The following is a 16706-nucleotide window of genomic DNA, read 5'->3' as shown; positions in this document are numbered from 1 at the left end:
GAGGGCAAGCGGTCAGCGACGGACGGGCAGGACCAGCTGGGCTCCGGTGACCGGGTGGTCGAGAACTTCCACCGGATGCTGGTAGACGCGGCTCAGTAGTTCGGTGGTGAGGACCTCGCGCGGCGGGCCGTCGGCGGCGACGCGGCCGGACTCCAGCACGGCGACGCGATCGGCGTAGGCGGCGGCGATGCCGAGATCGTGCAGAACGACCACGACCGCCGCGCCCGCCGTCGCCCGCTCGGCCGCCAAACGCAGAACCGCTTCCTGGTGGCCGAGATCCAACGCGGCGGTGGGTTCGTCGAGCAGCAGGGTGGCGGTGTCCTGGGCCAGCACGCGGGCCAGCGCGACGCGCGCGCGTTCGCCACCGGACAGCGTCGGGAACGACCGCGCGGCCAGATGACCGACATCGGCCGAGGCCATCGCGGCGGCGATGACTTCGTCGTCGCGTTCGCCGCGCGCGGTGCGCACCCACGGTGCGCGACCCATGGCGACGACCTCGCGCGCGGTGAACGGGAATCCGACGGTGTGGCTCTGCGGCAGCACCGCGCGTCTGCGCGCCATGTCCAGCGCGGTCCAGTGGTCGAGGCCGCGGCCGTCCAACTCGACGCTGCCCTCGCTCGGCGTGAGCTCACCGGCCAACGCGGCGAGCAGCGTGGACTTACCTGCCCCGTTCGGTCCCACCAGCGCGACGACTTCACCCGCGACGACGTCGAAATCGACGGCTTCGAGCACGCGGCGCGCGTGCCCGCTCGCTCCGCCGCGCCGGTCGACGCTCAATCCGCGCGCCCGCAAGGTCACCGCTCCCCGCTCGGGCCGCACCGGCTCCTCGTAAGTCCGACCGAGCATCGCGCCCAGCCCTTGCCGTATTCCACTCACGCGATCACCACCCGTGGCTCGATCTGTATCGCGCCCACCACTCGTTGCCTTCCGGCACCGCACAGCCTCGGCTTCCGCGAGTTGCTCGTGCTCGGGCGTGCGGCACCTCGCTGACCGGCGGCCTCCGACATCGGCGGGGTGTGCGGCATGGCATCGACCGCACGGTCGAGGCGCCGGTGCATGGGGACCGCTCTCATCCCCACCCTCCGGCGCGGGCGCGGGTGCGGCGCAGCAGCCAGAAGAAGAACGGCCCGCCGATGAGGGAGGTGAGCATGCCGAGCGGCAGATCGGCATTGTCGACGAGCGAGCGCGCGGCGACGTCGGCGCCCAGCAGCACGACCGCGCCGACGATGGCGCTGAGCGGAATCAGCACACGATGCCCAGGCCCGACGATCATCCGCACCAGATGCGGAACGATCAGGCCGACGAACAGGATGATTCCGGTGAACGCGACGCCCGCGGTGGCGAGCACCGCCACGATGACGATCACATTGCGCCGCAGCCGTTCCACGTCGACACCGAGGTGACGGGCCGCGGACTCACCGAGCGCGAGCAGATCCAGGCGCGGCGCCACGACGATCGCCGCGAACACACCGAGCGCGGCGAGCGGCGCAACGACCGCCACCGAGTCCCAGTTCGCGCCGTTGAGGCTGCCCAGCTGCCAGAACACGATCTGATCGCGGGCCGCGGGCGAGGCGACGAACAGCAGGAACGCGATCAAACCACCGGCGAAGGCGTTGATGGCGACGCCGGTGAGCACCAGGGTCACCACTTCGGTGCGGCCGTTGGATCGCGCGAGCAGATACACCAGCAGCGTGGTGAACAGACCGGCGACGAACGCCGCAGCGGCCACCGACCAGGCGGCGACGAAAGCCCCGCCCACCACGATCACGGTGCCCGCACCGACCGCGGCACCCGCCGAGACACCGATCACGCCCGGCTCGGCCAGCGGATTGGCGAACACGCCCTGCAACAACGCACCCGCTGTCGCCAACGCGGCGCCCACCAGCGTGGCCAGCACGACGCGCGGGAAACGCACTTCCCACAGCGTCACGTCGCCGGACGGATGGGCGGGCATCGGTCCCCAATCCAGACCGATCCGGTGCAGGACGCTGCCCGCGACTTCGGCGGGCGTCGTCGGCACCTGTCCGATGGCCGCCGAGGCCAGGGCAAGCACGATCAGCGCGGCGATCGCCACCGCGAAGGTGACGGTGATTCGGGAGACCGAACGCGTGCTCGCGGGTACCGGCGCGCCGCGATCGGCTTCCACTCGCGCGAGCCGCGCGCCGATGTCGGCTTGCTGTTTCGTGCTCCCCGCGCCGTTGGCCGAAGACGACGCCGGCGAGGTGCGAGCCCGTTCGCTCATGCCGGCGCGGAACCGTAGACGGCCTCGTTGAGCGCGGCGACCACGCGTCCGGTGTTCGGGCCGAAGCTGAGCAGCACCGCGTCGGACATGTCGACGACGCGCTTGTTCTTCCCGGCCGGTGTCTGCGCGATGCCGGGCACCTTCAGCAGGCCTTCCACCCCGCCGACCGAACTCAGTCCGTCGGTCATGACGAGCAGAACGTCGGGCGCGGCGCCGATCATCGCCTCACTGGTGATGGCGGTGAACGGTTCGGTGAGTCCGGCGACGGTGCCCGCGTCCTCGCCGCCGATCGCGGCGATCAGCGAGTCGGCACCGGAACCCGGCCCGGCCATCATGGTGATGGCGGTGCTGCGCAAGTACAGGAACGCGATGCGCAACGGCTTGTCCGTCGCGGGGACAGCGGCCGAGGCGGCGGCGATCTCGTCGCGGGTGCGCTGGGCAAGGGCTCGACCGCGGTCGGGAACGCCGAGCGCGGCGGCGACGGCCTCGATCTGCGGCGCGACACCGTCCATAGTCCGCTGCGGATCGAAGTAGACGACGGTCACCCCGGCCGCGCGCAACTGCTCACGCACCGCGGGCGCGGCGCTGGTGGTGTCGGTGAGGAACACGGTGGGCCGCAGCGCCAGAATGGATTCCACGTTCAGCGAGCCGCTGCCCCCGGTCACGTTCGGCAGGTCCTGCACGGCGGGGAACGCCGCCGACGTGCTGCGCCCGACGAGGTTGGGCCCGAGGCCGAGCGCCCAGACGGTCTGGGCGAGCGTGCCGTAGCGATCGGCGGCGATGATGCGGTCGGCCGAGGTGACTGTCACCTCCGTGCCGTCGAAGGAGCGCACCGTCACCGGCAGCACCGGCGTCGGCGCGGGACCGATCGGCACCGGATCCAGATTCCCCACGGTGGCGGTGCTCGGCCCGCGCTGTCCGGAACCGGTCGCTTCGCTGTCACTGCCGCACGCCGCGGTTCCGGCGATCAGTGTCAGAGCGAGGGCGGCGAGGAGGGAGCGAACCACCCCGGGACGAGCACGGTCGACGAGCCTCATGAAGGCAAGCCTAATGGGCACCGCCGGACGGAGTCCGTCCCGCGTCATTCCGTGCGCGCGCTGACGTCGTCCAGTGCGGCCGCGATCGCGCGCGGCAATTCGAGTGTCTCGGCGGCCATCACGCCGGTGAGCTGTCCGATGTCGCGGGCGCCGACGATCATGCTCGCGATACCCGGCCGGTCCCGGATCCAGGCCAGCGCGACCGCGAGCGGCGAGGTGCCTAGCCCGTCGGCGGCGGTGACCAGCGCGTCGACCACCCGGGTCGCGCGGTCGTCGAGGCGATGGCGGATCTCGGCGGCGGTCGCCTCGTCCGCGCCGCGCGAGTCCGCGGGAACGCCGTCGCGGTACTTGCCGGTCAGAATGCCGCCCGCCAGCGGCGCGGACGCGATCACACCGACGCCGTGATGCTGTGCGGCGGGGACGAATTCGCTTTCGGCATGGCGCGCGAGCAGCGAATAGGGCGTGTGCGCGACGGAGATCGGCGCGATGGCGGCCAGACTGGCCAGCTGCCACGGATTGAACCCGCGCACGCCCGCGTAGCGGACCTTGCCGGACCGCACCGCGTGTTCGAGGGTAGCGGCGATCTCGTCGAGCGGGGTGCCGGGATCCCAGGCCGCGACGTGCCAGATGTCGAGGTAGTCGGTGCCCAGTTCGAGCAGGGTGCGGTCGAGCTGGCGCAGCAGGCCCCGCCGTGACGCGTCGATCTCGGTGCGCGGCGCCGGACCAGGCACGGTGGTCTGGGCCGGTTCGGTGCGCGGCAGCACGCCCGCGCAGCCGCTCAGCACCAGTTCGTCGCGTGAGACCAGGTCGCCGAGCAGATCGGCCAGGATTCGCTGCGCCGCGCCGCCCGCGTACGCGGGGGAGGTGTCGACCAGGGTGCCGCCCGCCTCGGCGAAGGCCACCAGCTGCGACGCCGCGTCGTCGGCGTCCGTCTGCGAGCCCCACGTGTGGGTCGCCAGTCCTATCCGGGACACCCGTAGGCCGCTGCGTCCGACCGTCCGCTGTTCCATCACCGGATCCGCGCTTTCATCACGGCGCCAAGCGTAAATGGTGGGGGCCGCTCGCGGTGCCCGCCGCGCGGCGCGGGGCAGCGGCCGGAATCACCTCCTCACCGGGCGACATGTACTGTCGCTGCGGTATCGCGGCGCCGCTTTTCCGGCGAACGGTGTCGTCGCTGGACCAATTGCCCAGTCGGAACGGCGGTTTCGGGCAACGGAAGAGGAGGTTGCGTGGGCGAGTCGATGACCTGGTTACAGGCGCTGGTACTCGGACTGGTGCAGGGTCTGACGGAATTCCTGCCGGTTTCCTCCTCTGCGCACTTGCGCATCGTGTCCTCGGTGTTCTTCGGCGAAGACGCGGGCGCCTCGTTCACGGCGGTCACCCAGCTGGGCACCGAGGCGGCGGTGCTGGTGTATTTCGCCAAGGACATCTGGCGCATCGTCGTCGCCTGGTTCACCACCCTTGCCGAGAAGGTCAGCGCCAGGTCCAAGGAGACGGTGCCGATCACCGACCAGGTCACCACGAGACTTCCGGTCATCACCGGCGATCGCATCCCCTACGGTCTTGCCGAGGACCGGCAGCGCGAACTCGACTATCGGATCGGCTGGTATGTGATCATCGCCACCATCCCGATCGGCGTCATCGGCTACCTGCTCAAGGACGAGATCCGCACCGGCGCCCGCAACCTCTGGCTTGTCTCGTTCATGCTGATCGCCTTCGCGCTGGTGATCGCCGCCGCCGAGTACTACGGCGCCAAGCGGCGCCCGATCGAGGAGCTCACCACCCGCGACGGACTGGTGATGGGTTTCGCCCAGTGCCTGGCGCTCATTCCGGGGGTGTCGCGCTCGGGTGCCACGTCATCGGCGGGACTGTTCCTCGGATTGGAGCGCGAGGCCGCGGTGCGGTTCTCCTTCCTGCTCGCCATTCCCGCGGTGACCGCGTCCGGCCTGTTCAGCCTGCCCGACGCCTTCGAGCCCGCGGGTGAGGGACTCAACGCCTCGGGCCCGCAGCTGCTGGTCGCCACACTCTTGTCGTTCGTGGTCGGCTACGCCTCGGTGGCGTGGCTGCTGAAGTTCGTGTCGAAGCACTCGCTGAACTGGTTCGTCGGCTACCGCATCGTGCTCGGCCTGGTGATCATGGGTCTGCTCGCGGGCGGGGTGATTTCGGCGACATGATCGGTGGATTCGTCGACGGACTCGGTCCGGCAGCGCCTACTAGGCGTACCTCCGCCTTCGCTCCGGCCATGCGCGGATTTTCGGACGGACTTCGTCCGGCAGCGCCCACTAGGCTGGCCGCATGACGGTGATCCTGCTGCGGCACGGTGTGTCGACCTCGAACACCGCCCGCACTCTCGCCGGCCGCAGCGCCGGAGTCGACCTCACCGAACACGGCGCCGATCAGGCCCGCGCGGTCGCCGAACGACTGGGCGGGCTGCCGATTCAGCACATCGTGCACTCGCCGCTGCTGCGCTGCCAGCGCACGGTCGGCCCGCTCGCCGACAAGCTCGGGCTGGAACCGGAGTACGACGACCAGCTCATCGAGGTCGACTACGGCGAGTGGACCGGCAGACCGATCGCCGAACTGCTCACCGAACCACTGTGGAAGGTGGTGCAGCGCCACGCCTCCGGCGCGGTGTTCCCCGGCGGCGAAGGTCTCGCGCAGGTGCAGCACCGAGCGGTCGCCGCGATCCGCGAGCACGATCGGGTCTTCGCCGAGCGGCACGGCCAGGATGTGCTGTGGGTGGCGTGCACGCACGGTGACGTGATCAAATCCGTGCTCGCCGACGCGCTCGGCATCCACCTGGACGGCTTCCAGCGGATCGTGGTGGAACCGGCGTCGATCAGCGTCATCCGCTACACCCCGCACGCCCCCTACGTGTGGCGGCTCAACGACACCGGTTCGGACTTGAGCACATTGGAGGCGATCAGACCGCGACCGCGAGACAGCGACGCGGACACGGATCGCCCCGATACGTCCGGACCCGTTCCCGGTGGCGAGCTAGGTGGTACTGCTAGTGCGGATAATGGGAATGCGTAGCCTCGAGATTCCTTGTAAACGAGTAGACGGTGTTTCGGGAGTCCGGGCGCCGCGGGTAGTCGATCAGGGTCACGCATCAGGAGGTGCAGATGGCACGAGCAATCCATGTATTTCGCACCCCCGATCGTTTCGTCGCCGGGACCGTCGGTGAGCCGGGCGATCGCGCCTTCTACCTGCAAGCGGTGCAGCAGCCGCGCGTTGTGAGCGTGCTGCTGGAGAAGCAGCAGGTGAAGGTGCTCGCCGACCGCATGGGACTGCTGCTGGACGAGGTGGCGCGTCGCTTCGGCGCCCAGGTGCCGCCGCAGGCCGACGACGTGACCGACACCGATCCGCTCGTGACACCGATCGACGCCGAATTCCGGGTCGGCACCATGGGTCTGGGCTGGGACGCCGACGCGGGCGCCGTCGTCGTCGAGTTGCTCGCCATCACCGAGACCGAGGTGGACGAGTCCGTCGTGCTCGACGACACCGAGGAGGGCCCCGACGCCGTCCGGGTGTTCCTGACCCCGATCCAGGCCCGCGAGTTCGCGCTGCGTTCGGCGCGGGTGATCGCGGCGGGCCGCCCGCCGTGCCCGCTGTGCGGGGAGCCGCTCTCCTCGCGCGGGCACATGTGTGTGCGAACCAACGGCTACAAGCGCGGGGACATCTTCGGCGCGGCCGAGCTAGAGGAGTGATGTGGCGCGGGTCGACGAAAGGTTCGCCACCGGTGAGCTGAGTGTGATCGGGCGGATACGCACCGCGAGCAACGTGACGCTGGTCTGCGATGTGGTCGACTCGGATGTCGATGGTCATCCGCTGCGCGTGGTGTACAAGCCGGTGCGCGGTGAGCGGCCGCTGTGGGATTTCCCGGACGGCACTCTCGCCGGTCGCGAGGTGGCGTCGTATCTGATCTCCGACGCGCTCGGCTGGGGTGTGATCCCGGAGACGATCTTGCGCGAGGGCCCGTACGGTCCCGGCATGGTGCAGCGTTGGGTGGAGGCGGTCGACAATCACACCGAGCGCGGCAATCGCCTCGATCTGGTCGACCTGTGCCCGCCGGGCGCGGTGCCCGACGGTTTCTGCGAGGTGCTGCGCGCGCTGGACGGGGAGGGCAACGAGGTCTCGCTGATCCACGCCGACGACCCGCGTCTGCGGCGCATGGCGGTGCTCGACGTGCTGCTCAACAACGCCGACCGCAAGGGCGGACACGCGTTGGAGGGCGTCGACGGTCAGGTGTACGGCGTCGACCACGGCATCTGCCTGCACAGCGAACACAAACTGCGCACGGTGCTGTGGGGTTGGGCCGGTCGGCCGATCGGTGACGACCTGGTCGCCGACATCACAGCCTTCGCGGCCGCTCTACCCGGCGAGCTCGCCGACGCTCTCGCCGCGCACATCACCGACGCGGAGATCGATGCGCTCGCGGGCCGGACGAAGGAGTTGCTGGATCAGCCGGTGATGCCGATGCCACGGACGTCACGACCGATTCCGTGGCCCGCGTTCTGAGTGGTTCGCGAGGGTGACCCTCTCAGGGCCTCCCTACCGCGCGGCCACCGCGCGAGACTCGTCCCATGCTTCGCTACCGACTGTTCGGCCGGACCGGCCTCCGCGTTTCCGAAATCGTGCTCGGCACAATGCTTTTCGACGACGTGGGCCGAGCGCGTGACATCGTCGACGCCTATGCCGAGGCGGGCGGCAACGTGCTCGACACGGCCTCCGCCTACGGTGCCGGCGAGGACATCCTCGGCGAGATCCTCGGCAAACGGCGCGACCGCTTCGTCCTCGGCACCAAATACACCCTCAGCCACGACCCCGACGACGTGAACGCCGCGGGCAACCACCGCAAGAACCTGATGACCTCGCTGGAGCGCAGCCTGCGCCGCTTGCGCACCGACTACGTCGACATCTTCTGGGTGCACGTCTGGGACCGGCACACCCCGCTGGAGGAGACCATCCGCGCCCTCGACGACGTGGTGACCGCGGGCAAGGTGCGGTATCTGGGGATCTCGGACGCGCCGGCCTGGGTCGTCGCTCGCGCCAACACCCTGGCGCAGTGGCGCGACAGGACCCCGTTCGTGGGGTTGCAGGTGCCCTACAACCTGCTCAGCCGAGACATCGAACGCGAATTGTTGCCGATGGCCGAGGCGTTCGGGATGAGCGTCACCGCGTGGCGGCCGCTGGCCGCCGGGAAGCTGGCGGGCACGACCGGCAGGCGGGCCGATCCCGCCACGTTCACCGATCGGGAACGCGCCGCCGCCGACGCGGTCGCCGAGGTTGCCGCCGAACTCGGCGCGCGGCCCGGGCAGGTCGCGCTGGCGTGGACCCGGCACAAGTCGCCTTCGATACTGCCGCTGGTCGGCGTGAGCAGTGTCGAGCAACTCACCGAGAATCTGGGGGCCACCCAGCTGACCCTGCCCGAGGACGCGGCGCGCCGCTTGGAGGCCGCCGCACCGTTCGAACGCGGATTCCCCGAAGACTTCCTCGCCGAATCCGAACCGCATCCGTTCGTCTTCGGCTCCGCCGCGACGCGAGTGGACGGACGCGGCAGCGCACTGCTCTAGCCCACCCCTGGCCGCCGGTTCGGTCCCACAAACCCACCGCACGGCTCACATAGGCAGTGGCTGTGTGGGGCGTGCGGACGGTGTGTGGGATCGGTCCGGCGATCCGAACGATTCGTCGGATGTTATTTTCCGCGAGAGCGAAACCATTGACATTCGGTAGCCGTCTCGTTTTGGCTGGTCCCGATAGGGTCACGGGGCGCTCGGAGCGCCCGCGCAGCCGGGGCGAGCGGCGATGAACTCGGCCACACCTTTACCCTCGAATCATGCAGTCCTGGTCCGATACCGCCCTACCGACCGTCCCCGGAGCAGGGCCACCGTTGCGGTTGTACGACACCGCCGACGCGCGGGTGCGGCCGGTCACCCCCGGCGCCACCGCCACCATGTACGTCTGCGGGATCACCCCCTACGACGCCACCCACCTCGGACACGCCGCCACCTATCTGACCTTCGACCTGGTCAACCGACTGTGGCGCGACGCGGGCCACGACGTGCACTACGTGCAGAACGTCACCGACGTCGACGACCCGCTGTTCGAGCGCGCCGCCCGCGACGGCGTGGACTGGCGCGATCTCGGCACCCGCGAGATCGACCTGTTCCGCTCGGACATGCGGGCGCTGCGCATCGTGCCGCCGCGCGAGTACGTCGGCGCCATCGAGTCGGTGGACGAGGTCGTCGAGTTCGTCCAGAAACTGCTCGCCTCGGGCGCCGCGTATGTCGTCGACGACGCGGAGTACCCCGACATCTACTTCCGCGCGGACGCCAACGACCAGTTCGGCTACGAGTCCGGCTACGACCGCGCGACCATGGAGCGGCTGTTCGCCGAACGCGGCGGCGACCCGGACCGCCCCGGCAAACGCGACACCATCGACGCGCTGGTGTGGCGTGCCGCCCGTCCCGACGAGCCGTCCTGGCCCGCCCCGTTCGGTGCGGGTCGGCCGGGCTGGCACATCGAGTGTTCGGCGATCGCGCTCAACCGCCTCGGCCCGGAGTTCGACATCCAAGGCGGCGGCAGTGATCTGATCTACCCGCACCACGAGTACTCCGCCGCGCACGCCGAGTCCTTGGTCGCGGGCCGCCGTTTCGCCCGCCACTACGTGCACGCCGGGCTGATAGGCCTGGACGGCGAGAAGATGTCGAAGTCCAAGGGCAATTTGGTGCTTGTCTCCAAGCTGCGCAACTCCGGTGTCGACCCGGCCGCCATCCGCCTCGGCCTGCTCGCGGGCCACTACCGCCAGGACCGCATGTGGACCGACGAGGTCCTCACCGACGCCCAGGCGCGCTTGGCCCGCTGGCGCAGCGCCACCGCCTTGACCTCCGGCCCCGTCGCCGAGGACACGGTCGCCCGCCTGCGCCAGCATCTGGCCGACGACCTCGACACCCCCAAAGCCCTTGCCGCCGTGGACAACTGGGTCACCCACGCGCTCGAATACGGCGGCCCCGACACCGCGGCCCCCGGCTTGGTGAAGACGGCCGTCGACGCATTGCTCGGCGTCGAGCTGTAGGACTGCACGCGGCCGCTGCCCGGCCTGGCCGGATGGATCAGGCCGCGAATTCCACCCGAGCCAGCACCGCCTGCTCGCCTGGCGAGGCGAAACTACCCGAGGCGCCGGTGTCGAAGCGCGCCAGAGTGGCCTCATGCTACGCGGGCTCGGAGGGGTTGCCAGATGCCGGGTTTCCGTGATCTGGTGCACGGATGTGCAATCTGCATCCTGGTTCGCTGATCGCTGGGTTCCGTGGCGCGTGGGGTCGGCCGATGCGATTGGAACCGGTGGGCGAGGCGGGGCACGCGCGGACGGTGACGGCGCGGCAGCGGTTCTTCGGCGCGGCGGCCGATCCCGAGACGGGTGCGGTGCGAAGCGATCGCGTGGTGCTGTCGTGGGTCGGTTGCACGACTTACGCGCTGGCGCTCGGCGGTTCGGTGTTCCTGCTCGACGCGTGGGTACCTCGGGTGACCAGTTCCGGTTACGTGCCCGCGACGCCGCAGGAGTTGGCGGACCTGCGTCCGGCGGCGATCTTCATCGGGCACGGCCATTTCGACCATGCCGGTGACGCGGGCGCGATCGCCGAGGCCAGCGGCGCGACGGTCTACGGCACGGCCGAGCACTGCGCCGCCATCCGCGCCCAAGTGCCCGAGGCTACGTTCCCGACGGAGGCGCTCGGCGACGCGCACACGCCCATCGGACAGCGCCACGAGGTCACCGCGGGCGGGGTCGCGGTCACCGCGGTCCGGCACTTGCATTCGGCGCGGACCCCCGAGGATCCGGCCGACGAGGCGCGGCGCTTCTTTCCGCGTCCGGAACTGGGGCCGATCCTGCGTCACCATCCGACGCTCACCGATCTGCGCCAGACGTTGCCGCGCCTGCTGGATCCGGAGGGCGGTGTGCTGCTCTACCAATTCCGCGTCCCCGGTTTCACGCTCACGTGGCACGATTCCGCGGGCCCGCTCACCGAGAAAGCGCCCGAGGTGTTCGACGTGCTCGCGGGCTTGCCGTCCACGGATGTGCACATCGGCGCGGTGCAGGGCTACAACCAGATCACCAACGGTCTGCGCGATCCCCGCAAATACGTCGAGGCGCTGGGCCCGTCGCTGTTCGTCCCGTCCCATCACGACAATTGGCTGCCGGGCCTGACCGCCAGCGCCGCCACCTACGACGCCCCGCTGCGCACCGAACTCGCCCGCCTGGCCGCCGACCGCCGTCCCGAACTGCGCACGATGCACGACCCCACCGACTACCTCAGCCCGGACCGCCTCACCTTCGCACTCTGATCCGGCAAGAGCCGCTGTCGCCACCGACGGCCAGCCCGATCGGCGCCATCCCGGCCGCGACCGAACGCCGACCCACCGAACAGCCCCGCACAGTTCGCGCCGCCGATCACGCCAACACCAGCAACCCCGTCGCGTACATCGCCGCCACTCCCACCGCCACGCCGAGGACCGCGGTCGTGTCCATCGCCGCCACCGTCCCCGCCTTCGGCTCCGCCCCACCGCGCAACGCAGGCGCGATCTGCACGACGACCTGTCCGATCGCGCCCACCCCGAGTCCCAGCAGGAACAGCGACAATTCGGCGTTGTCGACCCCCGCGCCGAGCACGGCCCCCACGATCGCCGGTGCGCCCGCGATGAGCCCGAGTCCGAGCAGCCGCAACACCCCCGGCCGCGCCGTCGCGGTCAGCGGGCTGACGATCGCCAACCCCTCGGTGGTGTTGTGCACCGCGAACCCGATGACCAGCGCCGCGCCGAGCGCGAGTTCGCCAAGCGCGTAGGCGGATCCGATGGCCAGGCCCTCGCCGAGGTTGTGCAGTCCGATGCCGATGGCGATCATCAGCGCAAGTCGCATGCCGCCGCGTGCGCGGTCGGCGCGGCGGTTGAGCCAGCGGTCGACGAAGGTGAGCGCGAGGAAGGCGAGGATCGCGCCGAGGGCGAGCAGGCTGATCCCGCCGAACGCGCCGCCGGAACGCTCGCCGAGTTCGAACCCCTCGAAGACGGCGTCGACGGCGAGGAACAGCAGCAGCCCGACGGTCACGGCGAGCAGGAAACGGATGCCGCCCTTGCCGATTCGCCGCAGCGCGGGCAGCAGGAGCATGCCGAGGACGACCGGGATGATGCCCACGTAGGCGCCGAGCAGCGCCATCACCGCGAACAGGTCGCGTCCGCCGGTGGGTGTCTCGACGGCCGCGGCGATCTCGTGTTCGACGACGAGTCCGGTGGAGGTCATCATGGAGACCAGATACGGCTGGCCTTCCTGCCACGGATAGTCCAGGGTGAGCCTGGTACTGCGGCGCGGTTCGATCGGCTCCTCGCCGCCGCGGACGTCGACGAACGCGTCGTTGACGAACACCTGCGCCACTCGCACCGGATCGGGTCCGGCGTTGCGCACGGTGAGGTCGATGCGACCGGGCGACATCCGAACCTGTTCGACCGCGATCTCTTCCACGGGCGGGCCGATCCGCTCGGGCAGCGTACGCCCGCCGAGCACGGCCAGCGCCGCCAGCGCCAGCCCGAGCAGCAGAACCACCGCCACGGTGGAAGCCCACCCGCGACGGTCCTCGGATTCTCGGGGTGTTTCGGTGCGCTCGCCCATCAGGTCACCTCGAAGAATCCCATCCATCCCAGTTCGGCGAACTCGGATTTGTGGGCGTGGAACATGAACTTCCCCTGGTACGGGAACCGCAGTTCACAGATGCCGCGCTGACCTTGGCCCTGGACGATGGTGTCGGTGTAGTCGGCGGGTTGCAGGCGGGTGCCGGTGGGGTAGTAGTCGAAGAAGTTGCCGTGGATGTGGAAGCTGTTGATCGGGTCGTATTCGAGCACGTTGACCAGGTAGATCCGCACGAGTTCACCGTGTTTCACGCGCACCGGTTCGTGCATGTAGTGGAACGGGATGCCGTTGACGGCGTAGAGCTGGTTGCCTTCGGCGTCGAAGGTGGTGTTGTAGCCGTGCTGCACCATGACCAGCTCGTCGGCGGGCGGACGCGGCTGGGGCGGGTCGACGATGAACGTTCCGTACATGCCGCGGGCGATGTGCTCGGCAAGCGGCCCGACGTGGCAGTGGTAGAGGTGCACGCCGAAGGGGATGGCGTCGAATTCGTAGACCGCGGTCTGTCCGGGTGCGATGAGTCCGGCGCCGAGACCGGGGGTGCCGTCCATCTCCGCGGGATGGATGCCGTGGAAGTGCATGGTGTGCGGGTGTTGTGAGCCGTTGGTGAAGGCGATGCGCAGCAGGTCGCCTTCGGTGCAGCGCAGGGTCGGTCCCGGGATGCGGCCGTTGAACACCCACGCCGGGAATTTCACACCCGGCGCGACCTCGAGTTCCTTGTCGGTGGAGGCGATTTCCCATTCCCGGACGGTGCGACCGTCGCGGGACTCGGTGACCGTGCCGTAGTCGAAGTCGCGCAGGATGTCGGTCGGGTCGAATCCGTTGGCGTGGTGGTCGACCACCGAGCCGATGCGGAAGGTGGGTCCGCTGGCCCCGCCGCCGTGGGCGACCGCACCCTGCATGTCGTGGCCGGTTTGTTCGGTGCGCGGTCGCGCCTCGGACAGTCCCGCGCGTGCCGCGACCGCCGCGCCACCCAAGCCGAGTAGCGCGCTGCCGCCGGCCAGGAAGCCGCGGCGCGAAGGCTCCCTCATCGGGTCATGCCGCACCAACGCACGCCTTCCCACAGAGTTTTCGTATTACCTAAATTAGATCTGTGGGACTGCTAATACAACAGTGCGGGTGACCGTCCCCAGCGGTCGGTGCTAGCTCACCGCGGTATCCAGGGCCTCGATCGGCTCGTGCACCGAACCATCCAGACGGTCGGCGTAGAGCGCTTCGATCTCGGCCGCGTACTTCTCGGCGATCGGCTTGCGGCGCAGTTTCATCGTCAGGGTGATCTCGTCGCCGCCGGGCTCCCAGAAGACCGGCAGGATCGTGAACCGCTTGACCTGCTCGACCCGCGACAGCGCCGCGTTGCCCGCCGCCACACCGCGCGCGATCGCCGCGATCACACCGGGGTCGGCGGCGAGTGCGGCGGCCGAGGAATCCGGCAGACCGTGCTGGGCGGCGTAGGGTGCGGCGGATTCGGCGTCGAGCACGATGAGCGCGGTGGTGAACGGCCGTCGATCCCCGATCACCGCCAGCGAGCCGACCAGCGGCGTAGCCGCCTTGATGGCGTTCTCGATATTGGCAGGCGACATGTTCTTGCCCGCCGAGTTGATGATCAATTCCTTCTTGCGGTCGACCACTCGCAGGTAGCCGTCCTCGTCGACGGTGATGATGTCGCCGGTGTGCAGCCAGCCGTCGTCGTCGAGGGCGGCGGTGGTCTTGTCGGGTTCCTTGCGATAGCCGCGCATCACCAGCGGTCCGCGCACCAGGAACTCACCGTCCTCGGCGACGGACCCCTCCAGTCCGGGCAGCAGCTTGCCGACGGTGCCCAATCGCGCCTGCTCCGGCGGGCTCACGCTGGCCACGCAGGTCAGTTCCGACATTCCCCACACCTCGGAGATCGGGATGCCGAGCCCGAAGAAGAACCCGAGCGTCTCCGGCGGCACCGGCGCGGCGCCCGACATCGCCCACTTGACTTGATCCAGACCGAGTTTCGCGCGCAGCTTCGACAGCACCGCGGCATCGGCGCGCGCCCACTCCTCGGCGAGGGCGGGATCGAGCGGCTCCTCGCGCAGCCGGGCCTCGGCCTTGCGGCGCGCGGTGTCCAGAGCCCACTGCAAGGCGGCCTTGGTGGTGGGATCGGACTCGTTGGCGACGGAGAACTCGATCGCCGCCTTGAATTTCTCCCACACCCGCGGGACCGCGCCCCAGATGGTCGGGCGCACGTCGAGCAGTGCCGCGGGCAGCTGCGCGCGATCGGGGACGGCGGTGATCTGGGTGCCGAACACCTCCTGCAGGTACAGCGCGGTGAACCGGTCGGCCATGTGCGCGGTCGGCAGGTAGGAGGTCTGGCGGTCGCCGAATTCGACGGGCAGCACCGAGGCGAACGCGCGAGCTTCGAACAGCAGACTCTCGTGCGTGATCTCCACACCCTTGGGATTGCCTGTGGTGCCGGAGGTGTAGCAGAGGGTGACGATGTCGTAGGGGCGCACGGCACGCCAGGTCGCCTCGAAGTCGAAATCCTCGGCGGCCGAGGCCATGAGCTCGTCGACGCCGATGGTTCCCTCGGGCGCGCCGTCGACGCACACGATGGTCTCGATCGGCGCGCCGCAGTCGCGGACTCGCTCGACGTACTGTTCCTCGCAGATCACCACCCGGTTGCCCGCGTTGGTGAACACGTACCGCAACTGGTCCGGCGCGAGGGTGTTGTACACCGAGAACGATGTCGCGCCGGTGTGCTGCGCGCCGACTTCGAGCGGATAGAACTCGACGCGATTGCCCATCATCAGGGCGACGGTGTCACCGCGTCCCACGCCGAGCGCGCTCAGCCCGCCCGCGACTGCGCGAACCCGCTCGGCGTACTCGCGCCAGGTCAGACTCTGCTCCCCGCCGATCGAGCGGACGGCGACGGCGTCCGGATCGATCGCGGCGACGCGCTGGAATGCGGCACAGGAGGTGTTCGGTTCGGTCATTTCGGTCTCACTCACGACGCCCGGCACTGTGCTCTGACGGTAGGTCGGACGATGCGCTGCGCGCTGGCATTCTTCGAAACCTGTTCGCGGACAGGCGCATACCCGCTGGCACGGCCAGCCGTTTCCGCCGACCGGTCGCGGTGATCTTGCAGGGCACGACCGCCGCCGACGGCCGGTCCGCGCCTATCACCGCCTCGGTAGGCTGGACGACATGACCGAGCGCAAACCGCCGGATCAGACCTTCGAATCGTGGATCGACAAGCAGGTCCGCGAGGCCACCGAGCGCGGGGAATTCGACAATTTGCGCGGGGCGGGTCAGCCGATTCCCGGGGTCGGCACGCAGGTGGACGAGAACTGGTGGTTGCGCAGTTATCTGCGGCGCGAGGGGGTTCGGGCCGACGGCATGTTGCCGGAATCGCTCGTTCTGCGCCGCGATGTGGAGCGAATTCAGGAGACGGTCGCCGAACTGGACACCGAGCGTGAGGTGCGCGCCGAGGTCGCCGAGCTGAATCAGCGTGTGGTCCGCTATGTGCGGGCGCCGACGCCGCCGCATGTGCCGGTGGGGCCGGTCGATGCCGACACGGTGGTGCGGCGCTGGCGGGACGAGCGTGCGTCCGCGTCGGGTGCGGCAGTGTCGCGGGGCGTAGCGGCGGACTCGGCGCGGCGCGCCTGCTCGGCACATGCGGAGAGACCTTCCGAGCAGGCGCAACAAGCGGCGGAGCCGTCGGCGCGCCATGTCGCGGAATCGTCCGTCGGCCCCAAACGCCATTGGTGGCAGCGTTTTCGCCGCTGAC

15 protein-coding genes are annotated in these 16706 nt (G+C 69.8%); 8 read left to right on the top strand and 7 right to left on the bottom strand.

From position 1 onward, the window contains the following. Window positions 1-12 precede the first annotated feature (12 nt). From NAM01S_RS11195 to NAM01S_RS11175, 4 genes are all read right to left on the bottom strand, one after another. Complete coding sequence (locus tag NAM01S_RS11195; protein ID WP_067783430.1) at window positions 13-846, bottom strand: heme ABC transporter ATP-binding protein; 834 nt, start codon at window positions 844-846, stop codon at window positions 13-15. A 223-nt stretch (window positions 847-1069) separates the two neighbouring features. Then, window positions 1070-2242, bottom strand: coding sequence for a FecCD family ABC transporter permease (locus NAM01S_RS11185; protein ID WP_253798773.1), 1173 nt, complete (start codon window positions 2240-2242; stop codon window positions 1070-1072). Beyond that, window positions 2239-3279 carry a heme/hemin ABC transporter substrate-binding protein gene (locus NAM01S_RS11180; protein ID WP_067783425.1) on the bottom strand — a complete coding sequence of 347 codons (1041 nt, stop codon included), beginning with the start codon at window positions 3277-3279 and terminating at the stop codon, window positions 2239-2241. Before NAM01S_RS11180 ends, NAM01S_RS11185 begins: the two co-directional genes overlap by 4 nt. 44 nt (window positions 3280-3323) lie before the next feature. After that, window positions 3324-4289 (bottom strand): aldo/keto reductase, encoded by a 966-nt coding sequence (locus NAM01S_RS11175; RefSeq protein ID WP_067783422.1) that lies wholly within the window; start codon window positions 4287-4289, stop codon window positions 3324-3326. Window positions 4290-4520: 231 nt separating this feature from the next. Here NAM01S_RS11175 and NAM01S_RS11170 point away from each other — a divergent pair, with 231 nt between their 5' ends. From NAM01S_RS11170 to NAM01S_RS11140, 7 genes are all read left to right on the top strand, one after another. Further along, entirely contained in the window at window positions 4521-5453 is a 933-nt protein-coding gene (locus tag NAM01S_RS11170) for an undecaprenyl-diphosphate phosphatase (protein ID WP_067783951.1), read from the top strand. A 121-nt stretch (window positions 5454-5574) separates the two neighbouring features. Then, entirely contained in the window at window positions 5575-6315 is a 741-nt protein-coding gene (locus NAM01S_RS11165) for a histidine phosphatase family protein (protein ID WP_067783419.1), read from the top strand. 89 nt (window positions 6316-6404) lie between these two features. Then, entirely contained in the window at window positions 6405-6989 is a 585-nt protein-coding gene (locus tag NAM01S_RS11160) for a DUF3090 domain-containing protein (RefSeq protein ID WP_067783416.1), read from the top strand. Between the two features lies 1 nt (window position 6990). Then, window positions 6991-7800, top strand: coding sequence for an SCO1664 family protein (locus NAM01S_RS11155; RefSeq protein ID WP_067783413.1), 810 nt, complete (start codon window positions 6991-6993; stop codon window positions 7798-7800). A 65-nt stretch (window positions 7801-7865) separates the two neighbouring features. Next, the gene (locus NAM01S_RS11150) at window positions 7866-8855 is read left to right on the top strand and encodes an aldo/keto reductase (RefSeq protein WP_067783410.1); all 990 of its coding nucleotides are present in this window, start codon (window positions 7866-7868) and stop codon (window positions 8853-8855) included. A 263-nt stretch (window positions 8856-9118) separates the two neighbouring features. Next, on the top strand, window positions 9119-10357 hold the full coding sequence (gene mshC / locus NAM01S_RS11145) for a cysteine--1-D-myo-inosityl 2-amino-2-deoxy-alpha-D-glucopyranoside ligase (protein ID WP_067783407.1): 1239 nt from the start codon (window positions 9119-9121) through the stop codon (window positions 10355-10357). Between the two features lie 251 nt (window positions 10358-10608). Continuing rightward, window positions 10609-11622, top strand: a complete 1014-nt coding sequence (locus tag NAM01S_RS11140) for an MBL fold metallo-hydrolase (protein ID WP_253798775.1) — start codon at window positions 10609-10611, stop codon at window positions 11620-11622. 106 nt (window positions 11623-11728) lie between these two features. Here the strand turns inward: NAM01S_RS11140 and NAM01S_RS11135 are convergent, their stop codons facing one another. From NAM01S_RS11135 to fadD11, 3 genes are all read right to left on the bottom strand, one after another. Further along, on the bottom strand, window positions 11729-12937 hold the full coding sequence (locus NAM01S_RS11135; protein ID WP_067783402.1) for a ZIP family metal transporter: 1209 nt from the start codon (window positions 12935-12937) through the stop codon (window positions 11729-11731). Then, window positions 12937-13983: a multicopper oxidase domain-containing protein gene (locus NAM01S_RS11130; RefSeq protein ID WP_067783949.1), complete on the bottom strand. Its 1047-nt coding sequence runs from the start codon at window positions 13981-13983 to the stop codon at window positions 12937-12939. Before NAM01S_RS11130 ends, NAM01S_RS11135 begins: the two co-directional genes overlap by 1 nt. A gap of 111 nt (window positions 13984-14094) precedes the next feature. Further along, window positions 14095-15912 (bottom strand): fatty acid--CoA ligase FadD11, encoded by a 1818-nt coding sequence (gene fadD11, locus NAM01S_RS11125; RefSeq protein ID WP_067783399.1) that lies wholly within the window; start codon window positions 15910-15912, stop codon window positions 14095-14097. 211 nt (window positions 15913-16123) lie between these two features. Between fadD11 and NAM01S_RS11120 the strand changes: the two genes are divergently transcribed. Continuing rightward, on the top strand, window positions 16124-16705 hold the full coding sequence (locus NAM01S_RS11120; protein WP_084482835.1) for a DnaJ family domain-containing protein: 582 nt from the start codon (window positions 16124-16126) through the stop codon (window positions 16703-16705). The last annotated feature ends 1 nt before the right edge of the window (window position 16706 follow it).

The sequence above is a fragment of the Nocardia amikacinitolerans NBRC 108937 genome, assembly GCF_001612615.1.
In the GTDB taxonomy this organism is placed as follows: Bacteria; Actinomycetota; Actinomycetes; order Mycobacteriales; family Mycobacteriaceae; genus Nocardia; species Nocardia amikacinitolerans.
This window is presented reverse-complemented; position numbering and strand designations above follow the sequence as displayed.